This window comes from Streptomyces sp. NPDC051041, assembly GCF_044456065.1.
Lineage (GTDB): Bacteria > Actinomycetota > Actinomycetes > Streptomycetales > Streptomycetaceae > Streptomyces > Streptomyces glaucus.
On the sequence record NZ_JBITFM010000033.1, the window covers coordinates 1 to 20,478 of the forward strand.

19 protein-coding genes are annotated in these 20,478 nt (G+C 72.0%); 13 read left to right on the plus strand and 6 right to left on the minus strand.

Features of this window, described 5'->3' with window-relative positions:
- Positions 1–439 precede the first annotated feature (439 nt).
- The 8 genes from ACIBAI_RS28500 to ACIBAI_RS28535 all read left to right on the plus strand — a co-directional run bounded on the left by ACIBAI_RS28500 (position 440) and on the right by ACIBAI_RS28535 (position 8,231).
- Positions 440–907, plus strand: a complete 468-nt coding sequence (locus ACIBAI_RS28500) for a cobalamin B12-binding domain-containing protein (RefSeq protein WP_399038651.1) — start codon at positions 440–442, stop codon at positions 905–907.
- Position 908: 1 nt separating this feature from the next.
- On the plus strand, positions 909–2,243 hold the full coding sequence (locus tag ACIBAI_RS28505; RefSeq protein WP_399038653.1) for a methylaspartate mutase: 1,335 nt from the start codon (positions 909–911) through the stop codon (positions 2,241–2,243).
- A complete protein-coding gene (locus ACIBAI_RS28510) occupies positions 2,240–3,190 on the plus strand; it encodes an amino acid ABC transporter substrate-binding protein (RefSeq protein WP_399038655.1) in 951 nt (316 codons plus the stop codon). Before ACIBAI_RS28505 ends, ACIBAI_RS28510 begins: the two co-directional genes overlap by 4 nt.
- 230 nt (positions 3,191–3,420) lie before the next feature.
- On the plus strand, positions 3,421–4,368 hold the full coding sequence (locus ACIBAI_RS28515) for a DMT family transporter (RefSeq protein WP_399038657.1): 948 nt from the start codon (positions 3,421–3,423) through the stop codon (positions 4,366–4,368).
- Between the two features lie 16 nt (positions 4,369–4,384).
- Positions 4,385–5,428: an aspartate-semialdehyde dehydrogenase gene (locus tag ACIBAI_RS28520; RefSeq protein ID WP_399038659.1), complete on the plus strand. Its 1,044-nt coding sequence runs from the start codon at positions 4,385–4,387 to the stop codon at positions 5,426–5,428.
- Positions 5,425–6,510 (plus strand): aspartate kinase, encoded by a 1,086-nt coding sequence (locus ACIBAI_RS28525; RefSeq protein WP_399038661.1) that lies wholly within the window; start codon positions 5,425–5,427, stop codon positions 6,508–6,510. The genes ACIBAI_RS28520 and ACIBAI_RS28525 overlap by 4 nt, the downstream gene beginning before the upstream one ends.
- 26 nt (positions 6,511–6,536) lie before the next feature.
- On the plus strand, positions 6,537–7,565 hold the full coding sequence (locus tag ACIBAI_RS28530; RefSeq protein ID WP_399038663.1) for a TauD/TfdA family dioxygenase: 1,029 nt from the start codon (positions 6,537–6,539) through the stop codon (positions 7,563–7,565).
- A 99-nt stretch (positions 7,566–7,664) separates the two neighbouring features.
- Positions 7,665–8,231, plus strand: a complete 567-nt coding sequence (locus tag ACIBAI_RS28535) for a nitroreductase (RefSeq protein ID WP_399038665.1) — start codon at positions 7,665–7,667, stop codon at positions 8,229–8,231.
- 17 nt (positions 8,232–8,248) lie between these two features.
- Here ACIBAI_RS28535 and ACIBAI_RS28540 read toward each other — a convergent pair whose 3' ends face one another.
- The 6 genes from ACIBAI_RS28540 to ACIBAI_RS28565 all read right to left on the minus strand — a co-directional run bounded on the left by ACIBAI_RS28540 (position 8,249) and on the right by ACIBAI_RS28565 (position 15,197).
- Complete coding sequence (locus tag ACIBAI_RS28540; protein WP_399038667.1) at positions 8,249–9,151, minus strand: LysR family transcriptional regulator; 903 nt, start codon at positions 9,149–9,151, stop codon at positions 8,249–8,251.
- A 239-nt stretch (positions 9,152–9,390) separates the two neighbouring features.
- Positions 9,391–10,380 (minus strand): ABC transporter ATP-binding protein, encoded by a 990-nt coding sequence (locus ACIBAI_RS28545; protein WP_399038669.1) that lies wholly within the window; start codon positions 10,378–10,380, stop codon positions 9,391–9,393.
- Entirely contained in the window at positions 10,377–11,366 is a 990-nt protein-coding gene (locus ACIBAI_RS28550) for an ABC transporter ATP-binding protein (RefSeq protein ID WP_399038671.1), read from the minus strand. The genes ACIBAI_RS28545 and ACIBAI_RS28550 overlap by 4 nt, the downstream gene beginning before the upstream one ends.
- Positions 11,363–12,277 carry an ABC transporter permease gene (locus ACIBAI_RS28555; RefSeq protein ID WP_399038673.1) on the minus strand — a complete coding sequence of 305 codons (915 nt, stop codon included), beginning with the start codon at positions 12,275–12,277 and terminating at the stop codon, positions 11,363–11,365. The genes ACIBAI_RS28550 and ACIBAI_RS28555 overlap by 4 nt, the downstream gene beginning before the upstream one ends.
- A complete protein-coding gene (locus ACIBAI_RS28560) occupies positions 12,274–13,323 on the minus strand; it encodes an ABC transporter permease (protein ID WP_399038675.1) in 1,050 nt (349 codons plus the stop codon). The genes ACIBAI_RS28555 and ACIBAI_RS28560 overlap by 4 nt, the downstream gene beginning before the upstream one ends.
- A gap of 38 nt (positions 13,324–13,361) precedes the next feature.
- Positions 13,362–15,197 carry an ABC transporter substrate-binding protein gene (locus ACIBAI_RS28565; RefSeq protein ID WP_399038677.1) on the minus strand — a complete coding sequence of 612 codons (1,836 nt, stop codon included), beginning with the start codon at positions 15,195–15,197 and terminating at the stop codon, positions 13,362–13,364.
- Between the two features lie 326 nt (positions 15,198–15,523).
- Here ACIBAI_RS28565 and ACIBAI_RS28570 point away from each other — a divergent pair, with 326 nt between their 5' ends.
- From ACIBAI_RS28570 to ACIBAI_RS28590, 5 genes are all read left to right on the plus strand, one after another.
- Positions 15,524–17,152, plus strand: a complete 1,629-nt coding sequence (locus ACIBAI_RS28570; RefSeq protein ID WP_399038679.1) for an ABC transporter substrate-binding protein — start codon at positions 15,524–15,526, stop codon at positions 17,150–17,152.
- A gap of 9 nt (positions 17,153–17,161) precedes the next feature.
- Positions 17,162–18,085 (plus strand): ABC transporter permease, encoded by a 924-nt coding sequence (locus ACIBAI_RS28575; protein WP_399038681.1) that lies wholly within the window; start codon positions 17,162–17,164, stop codon positions 18,083–18,085.
- The gene (locus tag ACIBAI_RS28580; protein ID WP_399038682.1) at positions 18,078–19,166 is read left to right on the plus strand and encodes an ABC transporter permease subunit; all 1,089 of its coding nucleotides are present in this window, start codon (positions 18,078–18,080) and stop codon (positions 19,164–19,166) included. Before ACIBAI_RS28575 ends, ACIBAI_RS28580 begins: the two co-directional genes overlap by 8 nt.
- 9 nt (positions 19,167–19,175) lie before the next feature.
- Positions 19,176–20,150 (plus strand): ABC transporter ATP-binding protein, encoded by a 975-nt coding sequence (locus tag ACIBAI_RS28585; protein ID WP_399038684.1) that lies wholly within the window; start codon positions 19,176–19,178, stop codon positions 20,148–20,150.
- A partial coding sequence (locus tag ACIBAI_RS28590; RefSeq protein ID WP_399038686.1) for an ATP-binding cassette domain-containing protein occupies positions 20,143–20,478 on the plus strand: 336 nt, incomplete at its 3' end. The genes ACIBAI_RS28585 and ACIBAI_RS28590, both read left to right, overlap by 8 nt.

Here is a 20,478-nt window from a genome sequence, read left to right on the forward strand (position 1 = left end):
CTCGCGGTCCCCGAGCGGTTCAAGGGCACCGGCTCCCCGGCCGCCCACGCCTCGGCCTGCCACTTCGCCGAGGAGAAGCAGGTGGTCCCGGCGGCCTGATCGGACTGCTCCGCGGGGCTGGTTCCCGGTACGTGCGCTCGTACCGGGAACCAGCCCCTTGTCCTATGCGCCGTCCGGCACCCCCGACTTCGACGGCCGTTTCGCCGGCAGGTGCCGCGGAACGGCACCGCGTGACGACTCCGCGGGGGCCGCCGTGACGGCCGGGGCTTTACTCCGGCACGGTGTGAGCGGCACGGCCGGGAAGCGCCGCACGCTCCCGGGGCTCCCTATCGACAGCCTTGATACGGGCATCGATTTCATTCTCCGGTGGATTGTGGACCAGCTCGGCAAGAACTCGTAGGTTCAATGCGTCAGCTTTTCCGACACGTGGATGGGAGTAATGAACGAAGTAGCGGCGACACGTTCCAGACGCTTCATCGTCACCAGCGTGTCATCAGACGCCCACATGTGGAACCTCGTTTTCCTGCAGTTGTTGCTGGAAGAGCGGGGCGGAGAGGTGGTCAACCTCGGAGCGTGCGTTCCGGACGATGTGATCATAGCCGAGTGCCGCAGGCGCCGCCCGGACGTCCTGGTGGTGAGCACGGTCAACGGCCACGGTCACCTGGACGGGCTTCGGCTCATCACACAGATTCGGTCCGATCCCGAACTGGCCGGTCTGCGAGTCGTCATCGGCGGGAAACTCGGCATCCGAGGGTCCGGGAACGCGCGGTTCAGCACGGAACTCGTCGAGGCAGGATTTGACGCCGCATTTGAAGCGGATGCGGGAATCGCCGAATTCGACACTTTTCTCGGCGCCTTGGAGGAAGGCTCTGCCCGTGAGCTCGCAATGACAGGTAGGGAGATATGAGATGAGCAGCGGCTTCGGTGACGGATCGCCGGCCGAGCCGGTTTCCGCCCCCCAGTCGCCGACCGTCCCGGCGCGCGGCCGGTTCTCCCGCTTCGTCCGGCGCAGTCACGAGCAGGGACGCCTGGTGGTGCAGCCCCGGATGGGGTTCGCGGACACGGCGACCATGCGGCGCGGTCTCGAGGCGGTACGGGCGGCACGGGCGGCGTCCGTCGGTACGGTCACGGTCGACAGCTACACCCGGGTCAACGATCACGACTCCGCCCGGCGGGCACTGGAGCGCGGCGACGATCTCAACGGGTACCCGGTCGTGGCCCATGGCGTGCAGGAGACGGGCCGTCTGCTGCGGGGAGTGGCCGGGGACGACTTCCCCGTTCAGTTCCGCCACGGCTCCGCCCTCCCGCAGGAGCTGTTCACCGCACTGGCCGACATCGGCGCGGACGCCACCGAGGGCGGTCCGGTCTCGTACTGCCTGCCCTACAGCCGCGTGCCGCTGCCGCAGGCGACCGCGGCCTGGGCCGAGTGCTGCCGCATTCTGTCGGACCGGTCGGAGACGGTGCACCTGGAGAGCTTCGGCGGTTGCATGCTCGGTCAGCTGTGCCCGCCCAGCCTGCTGATCGCGCTCAGTGTCCTGGAGGGAATGTTCTTCCGCGAGCACGGGATGCGAAGCATCTCGGTCAGTTACGCGCAGCAGACGAGCCCCGAGCAGGACCTCGAGGCGCTTGCCGCGCTGCGCCTCCTCGCCGCGCAATGGCTGGGAGACGTCGACTGGCACGTGGTGCTCTACACGTACATGGGTGTGTACCCCAGGACCGTGGTGGGGGCCTACCGGATGCTGGAGGACAGCGTCCGTCTCGCGGTTCGCAGCGGGAGCGAGCGGCTCATCGTGAAGACCGCCGTGGAGGCGCACCGGATTCCGACCATCGAGGAGAACGTGGACGCTCTCGAGTTCGCCGCCGCGGTGGCGGAGGACGAGCGGCGCCACGGGCCGGCCGGAGCGGTGAGGCGGACCGGCATCTACGAAGAGGCGACGAAGCTGATCACGTCGACGCTGAGCTTCGGCGACGACGTGGGATCCGCGCTCGTGAACGCCTTCGCCCGTGGTCACCTGGATGTGCCGTACTGCCTGCACCAGGACAACGCCAACCGCTCACGGGCGGCGGTCGGTCCCGGGGGGGTCCTGCGCTGGTCCGACCCCGGAGCCATGCCCGTGGCCGTCCCGGACGGTCATGGGCGCAGACCGGTGACGGCACGTTCATTGATCGACATGCTCGGTTACAACGAACGCCGGTTCGATCGTGAGGAGTTGGTCGGCGCGGCGGTGAGGGGGATGCTGTGACGACCTCGGTGCACAAAGCCGCCACGACGCTGGACGCGGTACGTGAGCGAGGCGGCGTACGCGCGGTGGTCAGTCAGGGAATCCGCGGCCTGTCCCTGCCGGACGGGCGGGGCTCGTGGACCGGGCTCGACGCCGATGTCGCCCGCGCGGTGGCCACGGCGGTGCTCGGCGACGCCGGCGCGGTGGAATGGCTGCCGACGGACCCCGGCGAGCGGCTGGCCAGGCTCACCTCGGGGGCGGCGGACGTGGCCGCCTGCAACCTGTCGTGGACCCTCGGGCGTGAGGCGTCCCACCCGGTCCTGTTCGCCGGGGTCACCTGCTACGACGGGGAGGGCTTCCTGGTCCGGACCGCGGACGGGATATCCCGCCCGGAGCAGCTGGCCGGCCGGCGGGTCGCCATACAGGCGGGGACCACCACCGCGGGCAATCTGGCGGCGTGGTTCGGCGCACGCGGGCTGCGGGTGGAGCCCGTCGCCTACACCACTCCCGCCGAAGCTCTGGCCGGTTACGCGAGCGGTGCGTGCGCGGCATACGTCCTGGACCGCATAGCGCTGGCCGGAGCCCGCGCCGCGCTTCCCCGCCCGTCGGACCACACCGTGCTGGAAGCCGCCATCTCCCGCGAGCCCATGGCGCTCGCCGTCCGCGACGACGACCCGGTCTGGTTCCGGGTGTGCCGCTGGGTGCTGCAGTTCCTCTTCGCCGCGGAACATGCCGTGCACGAGAGCGGCTCGCATCAGGCGGCGTACACCGCCGCCGCGCTGGCCGGCCGGCACGGCCCGGCGCTGGGGCTGGACGAGGACTGGGCCCTCCGCGTTCTCGACGCCGTCGGCACCTACGGCGACGTCTACGAACGTAATCTGGGCGCGGCCTCCGGCCTGGACGTGAGCCGCGGCCCGAACGCGGCCTGGGCCGACGGCGGCCTGCACTACCCCCTGCCCCTGCACTGACGCCGTCCGCTCGCGCCTGTCATCGACAGCCTTGATGCGGGCATCGGTTTCGTTGCCCAGCGGGCTGTGGACCGGGTCCCGCCCCAGCTCGTAGCTTTCTCGTAGGCCGGATTCCCGGAGCGGACGACGCGGACCGCCGTCGCGCTGCCGGCCGGCACGCCGACCCACCCCGCCCCGGCCTCCAGCCCGGACACCGCGAAGACGGGGTTCTCTCGGATCAGGAGTATGACATGAACACATCACAATCTTCCATGCCTCGGGAGACGCGTGGAGCGATCGAACTGACGGCGGCCATGCTGCTCTCCGGCACCATCGGCGTCTTCGTCGTCGAATCCGGCGCCTCGCCGTTCAACGTGGTCTTCTACCGGTGCGTCTTCGGCACCCTCTTCCTCGGCCTGTACTGCCTGGTCCGGGGCTTCTTCAAAGACCACGGCTTCACCCCGAAGAAGCTCGGTCTGGCCGCGCTCGGCGGCGTGTTCATCGTGTTCAACTGGGCGTTCCTCTTCGAGTCCTACGGCTCGACGTCCATCTCGGTGGCCACCGTCGTCTACCACACCCAGCCGTTCTTCGTGGTGCTCCTCGGCGCCCTGCTGTTCAAGGACCGCATCACCGCCCACAAGGCGGGATGGCTGCTCGTCGCCTTCCTCGGGCTCGTTCTCGTCGCCGGCGTGTCGGCATCCGACTTCACCGGCGGCAGCACCTACTTGGTGGGCCTCGGATACGCCCTGCTGGCCGCCCTCTTCTACGGTCTGTCGACGATCATCACCAAGCGTGTGACGGGGGTGAAGCCCCACCTGGTCGCGCTGGTGCAGGTGCTGCTCGGCATCCCGCTGCTGCTGCCCTTCACCCAGCTGGGCCAGAGCGCGCACCTCGGCGCCGGCTGGGGCTGGCTCGTCGGCCTCGGCTTCCTCCACACCGGCGTCATGTACGTCCTGATGTACTCGTCGTACCAGAAGCTGCCCACCTCGAAGATCGCCGTACTGGCCTTCGTCTACCCGGCCGCCGCCATGGTCTGCGACTGGGCCGTGTACGGACACCACGTCACCTGGACCCAGGCGCTGGGCATCCCGCTCATCGTGGCCGCCTCCCTCGGCATCAGCCTCGGGTGGCACCCACGCCTGCGCCCCGCCGCCCGGACACAGTCGGTCCCGGTCCCCCGCAAGAGCACCACCGTCTGAAGGGAAACCCGCTGCCATGCCCCGTGTCCCCGCTTCCGACGCACCGCGCATCGCCCTGGTCGGTGCCACCGGAGTGGTCGGTACCACCCTCCTGCAGCTCATCGAGGAACGCGGCTTCCGCTACGGTGACCTGCACCTGGTCGCCTCGGCCCGCTCGGCCGGGCGCGAGGTGGCCGTGGAGGGACGCCCCTACCGCGTGCAGAACCTGGACGGCTTCGACTTCTCGGACGTCGACGTCGCCTTCTTCTCCGCCGGCGCCCGCGTGAGCACCACCTTCGTGCCCAAGGCCGTTGCGCAGGGAGCCCTGGTCATCGACAACACCAGCGCCTTCCGGATGGACCCGGACACCCCTCTCGTCGTCCCCCAGGTCAACGCTCACGAACTCGGCTCCCGCCCGGCCAGCGGCGTCATCGCCAACCCGAACTGCTCCACCATCCCGCTGGTCCGGCTGCTCAAGCCCGTCCAGGAGCGCTGGGGCATACGCCAGGCCGTGGTCAGCACCTACCAGGCGGCGTCGGGCGCCGGCTACTCCGGCATCGAGGAACTGCGCGCCGCCACCCGCACCGTGCTCGACGATCCCGACAGCGCCGGCGTCACCGGTACCTTCACCCCGTCCCTCGCCTTCGACGTCATCCCGAGCATCGACCGCCTCCTGGACGACGGCTTCACCTTCGAAGAGCAGAAGATGCTCCAGGAGTCCCGCAAGATCCTCGGACTGCCGCACCTCGACGTCACCACCACCTGCGTGCGCGTCCCCGTGATCAACAGCCACTCCGAGGCGGCCTGGATCGAGTGCCACAACCCCGTCGACCGCGACGAGCTCGTCCGCCTGCTGGCCGATCAGCCCGAGGTCACCGTCCACGACCCCGCCACCGCGGGTTCCTTCCCCACCCCCCGCACCGTCGACGACCCGAACCGGGTCCACGTCGGCCGCATCCGCGTGGCCCGCCACAATCCCCGCGGTTTCTGGCTGTGGATCGTCGCCGACAACGTGCGCATCGGCGCCGCGCTCAACGCGCTGCAGATCGCCGAGGCGCTCACCCGGCGAGGTGTGCTGTGACCGCGCCCGTCGTCCTGAAGTTCGGAGGCTCCACCTTCCCCACCGTGCAGGCCTACACCGACCTCGCCGCGGCCCTGCGGCAGCGGATCGAGGACGAACGACGCCCGATGGCTGTCGTGGTCAGCGCCATGCCCGGGGAGACCGAGAAGCTGCGCGGCATGCTGCACGAGGCCAACGAGCAGCCCGAGGAAGCCACCGTCGCCGGACTCCTCACCCTCGCCGACACCATCAGCGCCCACCTCCTGTGCACCGCCCTGCACCGGGCCGGGCTCACGGCCACCGTGCTCGCCGGCCACCAGCAGGGCCTCGTCACCGACAGCACGTTCATGTGGGCCAAGGTGGAGCGGTCGAGCGCCGCTCCGCTGCGGGAAGCCCTCGCCGAGCACCAGGTCGTCGTCATCCCCGGCGGCCAGGCCGTCGACCGGCACGGCCGCCCCACCTGGCTCGGCAAGAACAGTTCCGACCTGTCGGCCGTCCTCGTCGCCGCGGCACTCGACGCCGGACGCTGCGAGATCCACTCGGATGTCGACGGCATCTACAGCGCGGACCCGAACACGGTCAGCGGCGCCCGTCCGCTCCCCGAGGTCACCTACGACACCGCCGCCCTGATGTCGCTGTACGGAGCGAAGGTCCTGCACCGCAGGTCGGTGCGGACCGCCCGGCAGCACGGCATCACCCTGGTCTGCCGCCTCAACCGGCCCCCCTTCTCCTCGGGCACGGTCATCAGCAGGGAGGGCAGCCCGTCCGCCAGCGTCGTACTCAACACCAGGTCCCGGGTCATCGGCTACGCCACCGAGGCCCAAGCCGACCGGGCGCACAGCGTCTTCCACGCCGAGGGGATCGACACCGTACGGCTGGAGGACGGACCGCACCTCATGGTCGTCGGCGGCTACCTGGACATCGAACGCTTCCACCGCACCCACGACCTGCCGCAGGCCCGCGTCCTGGGCATCCCCGTCACCGAGATCGTCGGCAGCCGGGCGACCACCCATGTCGTGGCCGACGCCGAGCAGGCCCGCCGGCTCTCCCAGAAGCTCCACGACGAACTGCCCGAGCCCTTCGCCGGCATCCGAGCCGTCTGAACCGTCCCACCGAAAGGAGCCCTCACATGACCGCGATCAGCACCGAGACCACCACCCGGACGCCGCAGACCCTGGGACTGATCGACCTGCCCGACTCCGTCCGGGACTCCATCGGACGAGCGCTCGCGGCCGAGCCCGACCCCACCCTGGACATCGACCGGGCCATGGCGCGGTACCACCAGATCTTCGCCACCCTGCCGCTCGGACTGCTGCAGCAGATCCTCGACTTCGGCCGTCACAACGACGCTCCCGGCGTCGGCTACGTGCGCAACCTGCCCACCGACGCGGAGCTGCCCGCCACCCCGGTGGGCGGTGGTCCGGCCACCGACAAGAAGACATTCGTCGCCGAAGGGGTCCTGCTCGGCCTCTCGGGCCTGCTCGGCGAGCCCGTCGGCTTCCTCACCGAGAAGAACGGACAGCTCGTCCACGACGTCATACCCGTCGAGGGCGGCGCGACGACCCAGACCAACCAGGGCTCGACCGTCTTCCTCAACTTCCACAACGACATCGTTCACGACACCATCGGACGCTACGACGTCAGCAACCCCGACTTCCTGGTCCTCAGCTGCCTGCGCTCCGACCACGAGGGCATCGCCGCCACCCACTACGCGGACGCCCGGGACATCGTCCGTGTCCTCGACTCCCGCACCCTGGAGCTGCTGCGCAGCCCGCTGTTCCGGCTCAACGCCCCCGGCAGCTACGTGCGGGACGTGGCCGGCGGACGGGAGGTCCTCTCCGATCCGGTCGCCATGATCAGCGGGCCCGAGGAGTTCCCCGAGATCTCCTCCTCCGCCAACGGCGTACGCGCCATGACCACCGCTGCCGAAGCAGCCCTGGACCGTCTCCAGGCCGCCTGCCGCGAGACCGCCCACCGGGTCCACCTTCGCCCCGGTGAAGCGCTCCTGATCAACAACCGCAAGGGGCTGCACGCCCGCACCCCGTTCACCGCCCGCTACGACGGTGCCGACCGCTGGCTGCAGCGGACCTACGTGCGCCGCAACCAGTGGTCCATCCGCTACCGGCAGACCGCTGGCGACCGCCGCGTCCACCACTGATCCATCCGACGGGGCGGGGGCGTTCCACGGCCCCCGCCCCGCCCGTGTGCCCCCCGAACAGCACCCTCGAGCGAACAGGAACCACCCAGGAGGAAGTCCATGGACGTCATGACGGCCGTACTGAGCCGCCGCAGCGAACGCAGACTCGTCGAACCGGCCCCCGGAGACGAGGAATTCGCCTACCTGCTCAGGGCCGCCGCCACAGCGCCCGACCACGGCAGGCTCCGTCCCTGGCGGTGGGTCCTGGTACGCGGTGAAGGACGCGACGCCCTCGGCCACTGCTTCGCCGACGCGTGCTCCGCCCCCGCCGTCCGGCGGGCACGGATGCGGGCCAAGGCCAACCGGGCGCCCCTGCTGGCCACCCTGGTGTTCGCACCCGTGCCCGATCACCGCGTACCGGAGTGGGAACAGCTGGCCGCCACCAGCGCCATGGCCGGCTGCCTGACGCTGCTGCTGCACGCACGCGGCTTCGGGAGCATCTGGCGCACCGGCGAGCTCACCGAATCCCCGCAGGTCCGCCGTCTGCTCGGGCTGCGGCCGACGGAACGCCTGCTGGGCTGGCTGTACATCGGTACCCCCGAGGAGCCGCGGGCGGTGAGGAGACGGGTGCCCGACGACGTCACCGACCGGATCTCCGTCTTCGCCCCCGAAGCGCTGGCCGCCTGACCCCCTGCCCCGCCGGGTCAGCCCGACTTGGCCAGCGGCACGTCCTCCTGCATCAGCCGCACCGCCTGGTCGATGAACAGTTTCAGCTCCCGTGACAGGCGCCTGCTGCTGCGCCAGGCCAGCTGCGTGTAGACGGAGAACGGGGCCTTCCAGGGCAGCGCCGTCATCTCGCCGGCCTCCAGTTCCCTGGTCACGGTCACGGCGGGAAGCAGCGCGATTCCCAGCCCGGAGATCACCCCTCTCTTGATCGCCTCTATGGTTCCGAATTCCAGGAACGGCATGGTCTCCGCGCCCCGCAGTTCTTCCTCGAACAGGTCGCGGTAGGCGCATCCGGACTCGGTCGCCAGGATGGACGCCGACCGGAGGTCGTCGAGCGACAGTTCCTCCTGCCGGGCCAACGGGTGGTCGGGAGCCGCGACGAGCACCAACGGCTCCTCGGCCAGCACCACGGTCTCCAGTCCCTGCTGCACGGTCCGCTGCTCCATGAGGAAGCCGATGTCGAAACTTCCCTGGCGCAGCGCGTGGCAGGTCTCGGCGCACAAGCTCGGCCTCAGGGAGAGCTGCAGTTTCGGATAGCGGTGGTGGAAGAACTCCAGCAGCGGCGGCATCCGGTAGGAGGTGATGCTCTCCATCGTGCCGATGACCAGGGTGCCCGACGGGCCGTCCCCGCCGACGACATCCGCGCGCGCGGCCTCGGTCAGTGCCAGGATCTGCTCGGCGTACTCCAGAAGCTTCTCCCCGGCGGACGTCAGCCGGATCCGCCCGCCGAGCCGGTCGAAGAGCTCCACCCCCAGCGAGGCCTCCAGCGCGCGGATCTGTGTCGTCACGCTCGATTGCGCATAACTGAGCTCTTCCGCAGCCCGAGTGAAACTTAACAGCGTCGCGACCTTCTGAAAGGTCACCAGATGGCGAATCTCCATCACATCCCCCTCGATCGAAGTTTCGACAAGGAAATGATGCTGTCGGTGCAGGGATACACACAGCATCGATAAAGGTGGTAAAGATTCCCATAAGGGATCACCGTTACGTAGCGCAGCGGGATTTACGTCACATTGAGTGTTCCCGCGATGACAGGCGGCGGAGGGGCGGCGCGGCCCGCACCGGGGGCCGCGGCGGCTTCGGGAGGCGGGCGGCGCGAGGCGGCGGAGGACCGGCCGAGTCAGCTGCCGTCGTCCCCGTGCGCCAGGTGACACGCCACCTGGGCCGTGGCGTTCCCGCTCAGCACCGCCGGGTCCTGGGTGCGGCACGCGTCCGCGACCCCCGCCCGTTCCGCCTCGCCGCTCGCCAGGACGGGGCAGCGGGGCCGGAAGCGGCAGCCGCCGGGGATGCGGGAGGGGTCCGGGGGTTCGCCGGACAGCACCACCGGGTCGCCGGGCGCCTCCGGCAGCACCGACAGCAGGGCCCGGGTGTACGGGTGGCGGGGCGCCGTCAGGACCTGCTCGACCGGGCCCGTCTCCACGATGCGGCCCAGGTACATCACCGCCACCCGGTCCGCGATGTTCCACGCCAGTCCCAGGTCGTGGGTGACCACCAGCGCGGCCAGGCCCAGCTCGTCGCGCAGCCGCAGCAGCAGGGCCAGGATCTCGCCGCGCACGGAGGCGTCCAGGGAGGCCACCGGCTCGTCGGCGACGAGGAGTTCGGGCTCCAGCGCCAGCGCGCCCGCGATGACGACGCGCTGGCGCTGGCCGCCGGACAGCTCGTGCGGATGGCGCAGGAAGAACCGCTCGGGCGGGCGCAGGCCCGCGCGGGCCAGGGCCCCGGCGACCGCCGCCCGCTCGTCGCCGCCGCGGCGGTGGATGCGCAGGCCCTCGGCCACCGCGTCGTACACCGTGTGCCGCGGGTTCAGCGAGCCGCTCGGGTCCTGGAGGACCAGCTGGGCCCGCCCGCGGTACGCCTTCAGGGCGCGCGAGGTGTACGTCAGCGGCCGCCCGGCGAAGCCGACGCCGCCCGCCGCCGGCCGCACCAGGCCCAGCAGCGCGCGGGCCAGCGTCGTCTTGCCGCAGCCCGACTCGCCGACCAGCGCCACGATCTCGCCGGGCCGGACGTCAAGGTCGACGCCGTCCACCGCCCGCACGGGCGGGCCGCCGTGCCGGCCGGGGTACGTCACGCGCAGCGCCCGCGCGCTGAGCAGCGGTGCGGGTGTCGTCATGAGGCGCTCCCGGGGTCCTCGGCCGGCGCGGCGGCCGCCGCGCCCACGTGCACGCAGGCCGCCCGCCGGTCCGGCGCCGCCCGGCGCAGCGGCTGGTCGTCCGTGCCGCAGCGCTCCAGCGCCACCGGACAGCGCGGGTGGAACGCGCAGCCCGGCGGCACCGCGGACGGGTCCGGCGGGTCGCCCGGCAGGCCGCGCGGGGCGAACCGGGAGGCCGGGTCGCCGATGCGCGGGAACGCCGCCGACAGGGCCCGGGCGTACGGGTGCCGGGCGTCCTCGTACACCGCCCGGGCCGGGCCCTCCTCGACCACCCGGCCCGCGTACATCACCGCCAGCCGGTCGCAGGTGTCGGCGAGGACCGCCAGATCGTGACTGATCATGATCAGTCCGAGGTCCTGTTCGGCGACCAGCCGCTCGATCAGCCGCAGGATCTGCGCCTGGACCATCACGTCCAGCGCGGTGGTCGGCTCGTCCGCGACGATCAGCCGCGGCGCGCAGGCCAGCGCCATCGCGATCATCACGCGCTGCCGCTGCCCGCCGGACAGCTGGTGCGGGTACGCCGACGCCCGCGCCGCCGGCAGCCCCACCTGCTCCAGCAGCTCGCCCGCCCGTCTGCGCGCCCCGGCGGGGGTCTCCCGGCGGTGCAGCAGGACCGGCTCGGCGATCTGGTCGCCGACGCGGTGCACGGGGTTCAGGGAGTGCATCGCCCCCTGGAAGACGATCGAGGCCCCGGCCCAGCGGACCGCCCGCAGCCGGCCCCACCGCATCGTCAGCACGTCCTCGCCGTCCAGCAGGACCCGCCCGCCGATCCGCGTCCCGGCCGGCAGCAGCCGCAGCAGGGCGAGCGCCAGCGTGGACTTGCCGCAGCCCGACTCGCCCGCGACGCCCAGCTTGCGGCCGGCCGCCAGGGACAGGTCCACGCCCCGTACCGCGGCCGCCCCGCCCGGATACGTCACCGTGAGGTTCTCCACCTCCAGCAGCGTCAACGGGCCACCCCCAGTCTCGGGTCGAGGGCCGACTCCACCGCGCGCCCGCACAGCGTGAACGCCAGCGCGACCGCCGCGACGGCGACGCCCGGCGGCACCAGGTACCACCAGTGGCCGGCGCTGACCGCGCCCGCCTCCCGCGCGTCCTGCAGCAGCCCGCCCCAGGAGACCACCGTCGGATCGCCGAGCCCGAGGAAGGCCAGCGTGGTCTCCGCCAGAATGGCGGCGGACACCATCAGCGTGGTCTGCGCCAGCACCAGCGGCATCACGTTGGGCAGCACGTGCCGGGCCATGACGTGCCCGTGCCCGCCGCCGAGCGCCCGGGCGCGTTCGACGTACGGCCGCGCCTCCACCGCCAGCGTCTGCGCCCGCACCAGCCGGGCCGTGGTCGGCCACGTGGTGACGCCGATGGCCAGGATCACCGTCCCCAGCGAGCGGGACATGACCGTGGCGAGCGCGATGGCCAGCACCAGTGTCGGCATCACCAGGAACCAGTCGGTGACCCGCATCGCCACGGTCGCGTACGCCCCGCGGAAGTGCCCGGCGGTGATGCCGACCACCGCGCCGATCACCACCGACAGCACCGCCGCGAGCAGCCCCACCAGCAGCGACACCCGCGACCCCCACACCACCAGCCCCAGCACGTCGCGCCCGAACCGGTCGGTTCCCAGGGGGAACTCCCCGCTCGGGCTCTGCAGCGGCCGGCCCGGCGCGTCGGTCACGCCGGTCACGTCGGAGCCGACCGTCAGCGGCGCGGTCAGCGCGACCAGCGCGAACAGGGCGAGCACGGCCAGCCCGGCCGGCCCGGCGCGGTGGGCGCGGTAGCGCCGCCAGAACCGTACGGCGGCCCGGCGGCGGCGCTGCCGGGCGAGCCGGCGCGGCGTCGGGTGCGCCGCGGCGCCGGCCGTCATCGGCCCACCCGGGGGTCGAGCAGCGGATAGACCAGGTCGGCCAGGGTGTTCATGAGGATCACCGCCGAGGCGAAGAAGAGGAACAGGCCCTGCACCAGTGGCAGGTCGGGCACGCTCAGCGCCTGGTAGAACAGGCCGCCGAGGCCGGGCCAGGAGAACACCGTCTCGACGAGGATCACGCCCGCGACCGTCCGGCCCAGGTTGACGAAGACCAGCGTCACGGTCGGCAGCAGCGCGTTCGGCACGGCGTGCCGGCGCCGCACCAGGTCGTCCCTGAGCCCTTTGGCGCGCGCGGTCGTCAGATAGTCGCCGCCCATCTCGTCCAGCAGCGCCGACCGGGCGACCAGCAGCGTCTGCCCGTACTCGACGGCGACCAGCGTGAGCACGGGCAGGACCAGGTGGTGGGCGACGTCGAGGACGCGCGCGAGGCCCTCCTCGCCGCCGGACTCCATGCCGCCGGTCGGGAACAGCCCGGGGACCGGGCCGGCCCCGACCGAGAACACGATGATCAGCAGCAGGCCCAGCCAGAACGACGGCACGGAGTACAGGGTCAGCGCCAGACCGGTGTTCAGCCGGTCCCCGAGCCCGCCGTGCCGCCAGGCGGAGCGGGTGCCGAGGGCGACGCCGACCACGGTGTACAGCACGAACGCGGTGCCGGTGAGCAGCAGGGTGTTCGGCAGCGCCTCGGCGATCTTCTCGGTGACCGGCGCCCGGAACTGGTAGGAGGTGCCGAGGTCCCCGGTGAACGCCTTGCCGCAGTAGTCCGTGAACTGCCGCCACAGCGGCAGGTCGAGCCCGAACTCCCTGCGGTAGGCGGCCAGCTGCTCGGCCGACACCGGGCGCCCGCCGGTCATCGTCTTCACCGGGTCGCCCGGGATCAGCCGGAACAGGAAGAACCCGGTGACGAGGACGGCGACCAGGGAGACGGCCGCGCCGCCCGCCTTCCCGGCCCCGTAGCGCAGGTACGCGGCGGCCGTGCGGGCCCGCGGCCCCCGGGGCGCGGGCGCGGCCTCGGCGGCCGGTGCGGGGGACGCGCCGGCGCTCATCCGCGGCCCCCGGTGTGCGGAGCTGACCGGTCCATCGGCTACTCGCGGTCCTCGGCGCCGGCCCGCCGCCGCGCCGCCAGGACGACGCCGGCGCCCGCGAGCAGGACGACGCCCGCGACGATGCCGGTGATCACGGCCGCCGGGCCGGCCCCGCCCCCGGAGCCGCCGGAGTCGGCCGGGACCGCCGACCACCAGCTCCAGTAGCCGTCCTGGCCGTAGATGTTGCCGGCGGCCTTCGGCATCGTCTCGATGGAGGCGATCTGGTCGGTGCGGTAGGCCTCCACGGCGTTCGGGTACGCCATGACGTTCATGTAGCCGAGGTCGTACAGCCGGGACTGGAGCTGCTTGACGAGGGCGGCCCGCTTGTCCGGGTCGTACTCGGCGAGCTGGCGGGCGTACAGCTCGTCGTAGGTCCGGTCGCAGATGAAGTTGTCGGTGGCGCCGGTGTCCTCGGGGGTGGCGGGCAGGGCCGCGCAGGTGTGCAGGGAGAGCACGAAGTCCGGGTCGGGGTTGACGGACCAGCCGTCGAAGGCGAGGTCGTAGGTGCCCGCGAGCCAGGGGTCGCTGACGTTGTCCAGGCAGTCGAGCCGGACACCGATGCCGAGCCGGCCCCACCACTCCTTCAGGTACTGGCCGACCGCCTTGTCGTTGGGGTCGGTGGCGTGGCACAGGACGCGGTAGGTGAGGGGCCTGCCGTCCTTGCCGACGCGCTTGCCCGCGCCGTTCCGCCGGTACCCGGCCTCGTCCAGGAGCCGGGCCGCCGCGGCGGGGTCGTAGGTGAGCTCCTGCTCCTTCGACGGTTTCCAGAAGTACCGGGAGAAGCGCGGCGGGATGTACCCGGCGCCCTCGGCCGCGTGGCCCTGGAAGACCTTGTCGACGAGGGCCTCGCGGTCGACGGCCCGGAACAGCGCGTGCCGCACCCGCCGGTCGAGCAGCGAGGGGTGGCCGTCGCCGAACCGCTCCCCGTTCCGGGCCCGGGCGCCGGGGTTGACGGCGAGGGCGTGGAAGCGGCGGCCGGGCGCGTCGTTGACCTCGATGTTCTCCTGGCCCTTCAGGGAGTCGGCCTGGGCGGGCGTCAGGGAGGGCGAGCCGGCCACGAAGGAGACCTCGCCCTTGCGCAGGGCGGCCACCGCGGCGTCCTGGTCCTTGTAGTAGCGGAAGACCAGCTCGTCGAACTTGGGCGCCCCGCGCCAGAACCGGTCGTTGGCCTTCAGCCGCACGTAGCTGTCGGGCCGGTAGCCGGTGAGGACGAACGGGCCGCTGCCGACGGCGGGGAAGTGCTCGTCGTTGTGGAACGCCGAGAAGTCACCGACCTTCTCCCACACGTGCTTGGGCACGATCGGCACGTCGGGGGCGGTCATCGTGGCCTGCGGCTTGTTCAGCCGGACGACCAGCTCGGTGGGGCTGGGGGCGGTCACCTTCGCGAAGTTGGCGACGAAGCTGCCGTTCGCGGTGGCCGCGGCCTCGTCGGTCATCATCGTGTTGAACGTCCAGGCCGCGTCCTCGGCGGTGATCCTGCGGCCGTCCGACCAGCGGGCGTCGGAGCGGATCGTGTAGGTCCAGGTGAGCTTGTCGGCGGACGTCTCCCAGCGGGTGGCCAGGCCCGGGACCGGGCGGGCGTCCTCGACGTCGTAGTCGGTCAGGTACTCGTACATCAGCCGGTTGATGCTGGTGCTGACCAGACGGGTCGCCAGGAACGGGCTCAGCGAGTCGACGCTCTGCGCGACCGCGACGGTGAGGACCTTCTTGTCGCCGTCGGCCCGGGCCGCCTGCCCGGGGGCCACGACGGCCGTGAGGGTCAGGGCGGCGATGCCCGCGGCGGCGGCCAGCCGGGGGACCGCGCTTCCTGTGCCGTGCTGATCTGGTCTGCTCATGTGTTCCGACCTCGCGTCATCGTTCACACGGCGCCTGGGTTGATGAGTGTGTCTATCAGCGCCCCCGGCACGCGTCAACGGGGCCTCGTATCCCATGTGGCCTGCGAAAACAGTGGAGTTGACGGGGCGGAGGAACCAGTGGTCCAGACCGGTGAAGCGCCGCTGGTGGCGGGCCGGCGGCGCCGTCGGCCCGCCTGTCCGGCCGGGTGCCGCCGGACGGGGGACGGACGCCCCGGACGGACGAGATGAATGAGTGGTATGCGGTTTTCCGGTGGATAGTGGCGATGAGGGACCGACGCCCCGGCGCATCACGGAGGAGGCACGCCATGCGTGGAACCAGGCACGCCCGGTGGGCCGGGTGCGCGATGGCGCTCGCCCTCACGGCGACGGCCTGCGGCGGCGACGGCGGCAGCGGGGACCCCGGCGGCGGAGTGCTCAGCTCCTCCTGGGGCGACCCGCCGAACCCCCTGGAGCCGGCCAACACCAACGAGGTCCAGGGCGGCAAGGTCCTCGACATGATCTTCCGGAACCTGAAGCGGTACGACCCGCGCACCGGCGAGGCCGAGAACATGCTCGCCGAGCGGATCGAGACGACCGACTCGCGGAACTTCACCGTCACCGTCAAGGACGGCTGGACGTTCAGCAACGGCGAGAAGGTCACCGCCCGGTCCTTCGTGGACGCCTGGAACTACGGCGCGAACCTGCGGAACAACCAGCGCAACGCCTACTTCTTCGCCTACATCGACGGCTACGACGAGGTGCACCCGCAAGGCGGCGGCCGGCAGCGGGCCGAGACGCTCTCCGGGCTGAAGGTCACCGGCGAGCGCACCTTCACCGTCCGGCTCCGCCAGAAGTTCTCCGGCTTCCCCGACACCCTCGGCTACCCCGCCTTCGCCCCGCTGCCCCGGGCGTTCTTCGACGACCACGACGCCTGGCTGGAGAAACCGGTCGGCAACGGCCCGTACCTGGTCGAGTCCTACGTCAGGGGCTCCCGGATGGCCCTGCGCCGGTGGGCGGAGTACCCCGGGGACGACAAGGCCCGCAACGGCGGGGTCGACCTGAAGGTCTACACCGACAACAACACCGCCTACACGGACCTGATGGCGGGCAACCTCGACCTCGTCGACGACATCCCGGCCGCCCAGCTGAGGAACGTCCGCGGCGACCTGGGCGACCGCTACCTCAACACCCCGGCCGGCGTCCTCCAGACGCTCGCCTTCCCGTTCTACGACCGCGCCTGGAACAGGAGCGGCATGGAGAAGGTCCGCAAGGGCTTGTCCATGGCGATCGACCGCCGCCGGATCACCGAGACGATCTTCCACCGGACCCGCACCCCGGCCACCGACTGGACCTCCCCGGTCCTCGGCGAGGCCGGCGGCTACCGCGAGGGCCTGTGCGGACGGGCCTGCACGTACCGGCCCGAGGAGGCCAGGCGGCTGATCGCGGAGGGCGGCGGGCTGCCGGGCGGCCGGATCAGGATCACGTACAACGCGGACACCGGCTCGCACCGGCAGTGGGTCGACGCGGTCTGCCACTCCGTCAACCACGTGCTCGGCGACGACCGGGCCTGCGTCGGCGACCCGGTCGGCACCTTCGCCGACTTCCGCGGCCGGATCGCCGACCGGAAGATGCCCGGCCCGTTCCGCGCCGGCTGGCAGATGGACTACCCGCTGGTCCAGAACTTCCTGCAGCCGCTGTACTACACCGACGCCTCCTCCAACGACGGCAAGTGGTCGAACCGGAAGTTCGACGACCTCGTCGACCGGGCCAACGCCGAGACCGACGCGGCCCGGGCCGTGGACCTCTTCCGGCAGGCCGAGGAGGTCGTCCGGGACACCATGGCCGCCATCCCGCTCTGGTACCAGAACGGCAGCGCCGGCTACTCGGAGCGGCTGTCGGACGTGCGGCTCAACCCCTTCAGCGTCCCCGTCTACGACCAGATCAGGGTCGGCTGAGGCGGCCCCGTGGGAGGGTACGTCGTCCGCCGCCTGCTGCAGATGGTCCCGGTCTTCGCCGGGGCCACCCTGCTGATCTTCCTGATGGTGCACGTGATGGGCGACCCCGTCGCGGGCCTGTGCGGCGAGCGGGAGTGCGACCCGGCGACGGCCGCCCGGCTCCGGCGGGAGTTCGGCCTCGACCAGCCGGTCTGGCAGCAGTACCTGACCTACCTGGGCAACGTCTTCACCGGCGACTTCGGCACCGCCTTCAACGGCCGGCCGGTCGCCGAGCTGATGGCGACGGCGTTCCCCGTCACCGTCCGGCTGACGGCCGTGGCGGTCCTCTTCGAGGTCGTCGTCGGCGTCACGCTGGGCGTCGTCACCGGCCTGCGCCGCGGCCGGCCGGTCGACACCGCGGTGCTGCTGGCCACCCTGGTCGTCATCTCCGTCCCGACCTTCGTCACCGGCCTGCTGCTCCAGCTGCTGCTCGGCGTCGAGTGGGGCTGGATCAGACCGTCGGTGTCCCCCCGGGCCCCCCTCGGCGAACTGATCCTGCCCGGACTGGTCCTGGCGGCCGTCTCCCTGGCCTACGTGACCCGGCTGACCCGCACCTCGATCGCGGAGAACCTGCGCTCCGACCACGTCCGCACGGCGATCGCCAAGGGCCTGCCGCGCCACCGGGTCGTCACCCGGCACCTGCTGCGCAACTCCCTCATCCCCGTGGTCACCTTCATCGGCACGGACGTCGGCGCGCTGATGGGCGGCGCCATCGTCACCGAGCGGATCTTCAACATCCAGGGCGTCGGCTACCAGCTCTACCAGGGCATCCTGCGCCAGAACACCCAGACCGTCGTCGGCTTCGTCACCGTCCTGGTGCTGGTCTTCCTGGTCGCCAACCTGCTCGTCGACCTCCTGTACGCCGTGCTCGACCCGAGGATCCGCTATGCCTGAGCAGCCCGGTGATCCGCAGCGCACGGCCGCCGGGGCGGGCCCGGGCGGCCGGACGGACCTCACGGCGAGCGAGGCGACGATCCCGCGGAAGACCCCCTCCGGCCCCGAGGCGCCCTCCGGCCCCAGGGCCCCTTCCAGCTCCAAGACCTCTTCCGGCCCCGAGGCCCCCTCCGGCCCGCGGACTCCTCCCGGCCCGGGAGGCGCCACCGGCCCGGAGGGCGCGAGTCCCGCGGGCGGGCCCCGCAGCCTGTGGTCCGACGCCTGGCACGACCTGCGCCGCGACCCCGTCTTCCTGCTCTCCGCCCTGGTGATCTGCTTCCTGGTCGTCATCTCGCTGCGGCCGTCGCTGATCGCCTCCGGCAACCCCCTCGCGTGCGACCTCGCCAGGGCACAGCAGGGTCCCGGACCCGGCCACCCCTTCGGCTACGACGGCCAGGGCTGCGACGTCTACACGCGCACCGTGTACGGCGCCCGCACCTCGGTCACCGTCGGCGTCTGCGCCACGCTGGGCGTGGCGGTCCTGGGGGGCGCGCTGGGCGGGCTCGCCGGGTTCTTCGGCGGGATGGGGGACGCGGTCCTGTCCCGGGTCACCGACGTCTTCTTCGCGATCCCGGTCGTCCTCGGCGGCCTGGTGCTGCTCTCCGTCGTCGCCGGCGACACCGTCTGGCCGGTGGTCGGGTTCATGGTGCTGCTCGGCTGGCCGCAGATCTCCCGGGTCGCCCGCGGCGCCGTCATCGCCGCCCGGCAGAACGACTACGTCCAGGCCGCCCGCGCCCTCGGCGCCTCGAACTCCCGGCTGCTGCTGCGGCACATCGCGCCCAACGCCGTCGCGCCGGTGATCGTCGTGGCGACCATCGCGCTCGGCACGTACATCGCGCTGGAGGCGACCCTGTCGTACCTCGGGGTCGGGCTGCGGCCGCCCCACGTCTCCTGGGGCATCGACATCTCCGCCGCCTCGCCCCACGTCCGCAACGCCCCGCACGCGCTGCTGTGGCCCTCCGGCGCGCTGGCGCTGACCGTCCTCGCGTTCATCATGCTCGGCGACGCCGTGCGCGACGCCCTCGACCCGAAGCTGAGGTGAGCCGCCGCCATGCTGCTCGACGTGCGCGACCTGCGCGTGGAGTTCCACACCCGGGACGGCGTCGCCCACGCCGTCAACGGCGTCACCTGCGGTGTGGACGCGGGCGAGACCCTGGCCGTGCTCGGCGAGTCCGGGTCCGGCAAGTCGGTCACCGCGCAGGCCGTCATGGGCATCCTCGACACGCCGCCGGGGCGGATCACGGGCGGCGAGGTGCTGTTCCGGGGCCGGGACCTGCTGAAACTGGGGGAGGGCGAGCGGCGCCGGGTCCGCGGCGCCGAACTGGCGATGATCTTCCAGGACGCGCTGTCGTCCCTGAACCCCGTCCTGACCGTCGGCGACCAGCTCGGCGAGATGTTCACCGTGCACCGCGGCATGTCGCGCAGGGACGCGCGGGCGAAGGCCGTCGAGCTGATGGACCGGGTGCGGATCCCGGCCGCCCGCCGGCGGGTCCGCGACTACCCGCACCAGTTCTCCGGCGGTATGCGCCAGCGCATCATGATCGCCATGGCGATGGCGCTGGAACCCGCCCTGATCATCGCCGACGAGCCGACCACCGCCCTCGACGTGACCGTCCAGGCCCAGGTGATGGACCTGCTCGCGGAGCTGCGGCGCGAGTACCGCATGGGCCTGGTCCTGATCACCCACGACCTCGGCGTGGTCGCCGACGTCGCGGACAAGATCGCGGTGATGTACGCGGGCCGGATCGTGGAGTCCGCGCCGGTGCGCGACCTCTACCGGGCGCCCGCCCACCCGTACACCCGGGGCCTGCTGGACTCGATCCCGCGCCTGGACCGCAAGGGCCGCGAGCTGTACGCGGTCAGGGGCCTGCCGCCCAGCCTCCTGGACATCCCCTCCGGCTGCTCCTTCCACCCCCGCTGCCCCCTGGCGAGGGACGTGTGCCGCACCGACGTGCCCCCGCTGTACGAGGTGGGCCGGGGGCGGGAAAGCGCCTGTCACTTCTGGCGGGAGTGCCTCCGTGGCTGAGCCGGTCCTCCAGGCCGACGGCCTGGTCAAGCACTATCCGCTCACCCGGGGCGTCCTGTCCGGGAGGCGGGTCGGCGCGGTCAGGGCCGTCGACGGGGTCTCCTTCGGCCTGCACCGGGGCGAGACGCTGGGCGTCGTCGGCGAGTCCGGCTGCGGCAAGTCCACGCTGGCCAGGCTGCTGGTCAGCCTGGAGCGGCCGACGGCCGGCTCGATCCGGTACCGGGGCGAGGACGTCACCCGGTTGTCCGGGCGGGCGTTGAAGGCGGTCCGCCGCAACATCCAGATGGTGTTCCAGGACCCGTACACCTCGCTCAATCCGCGGATGACG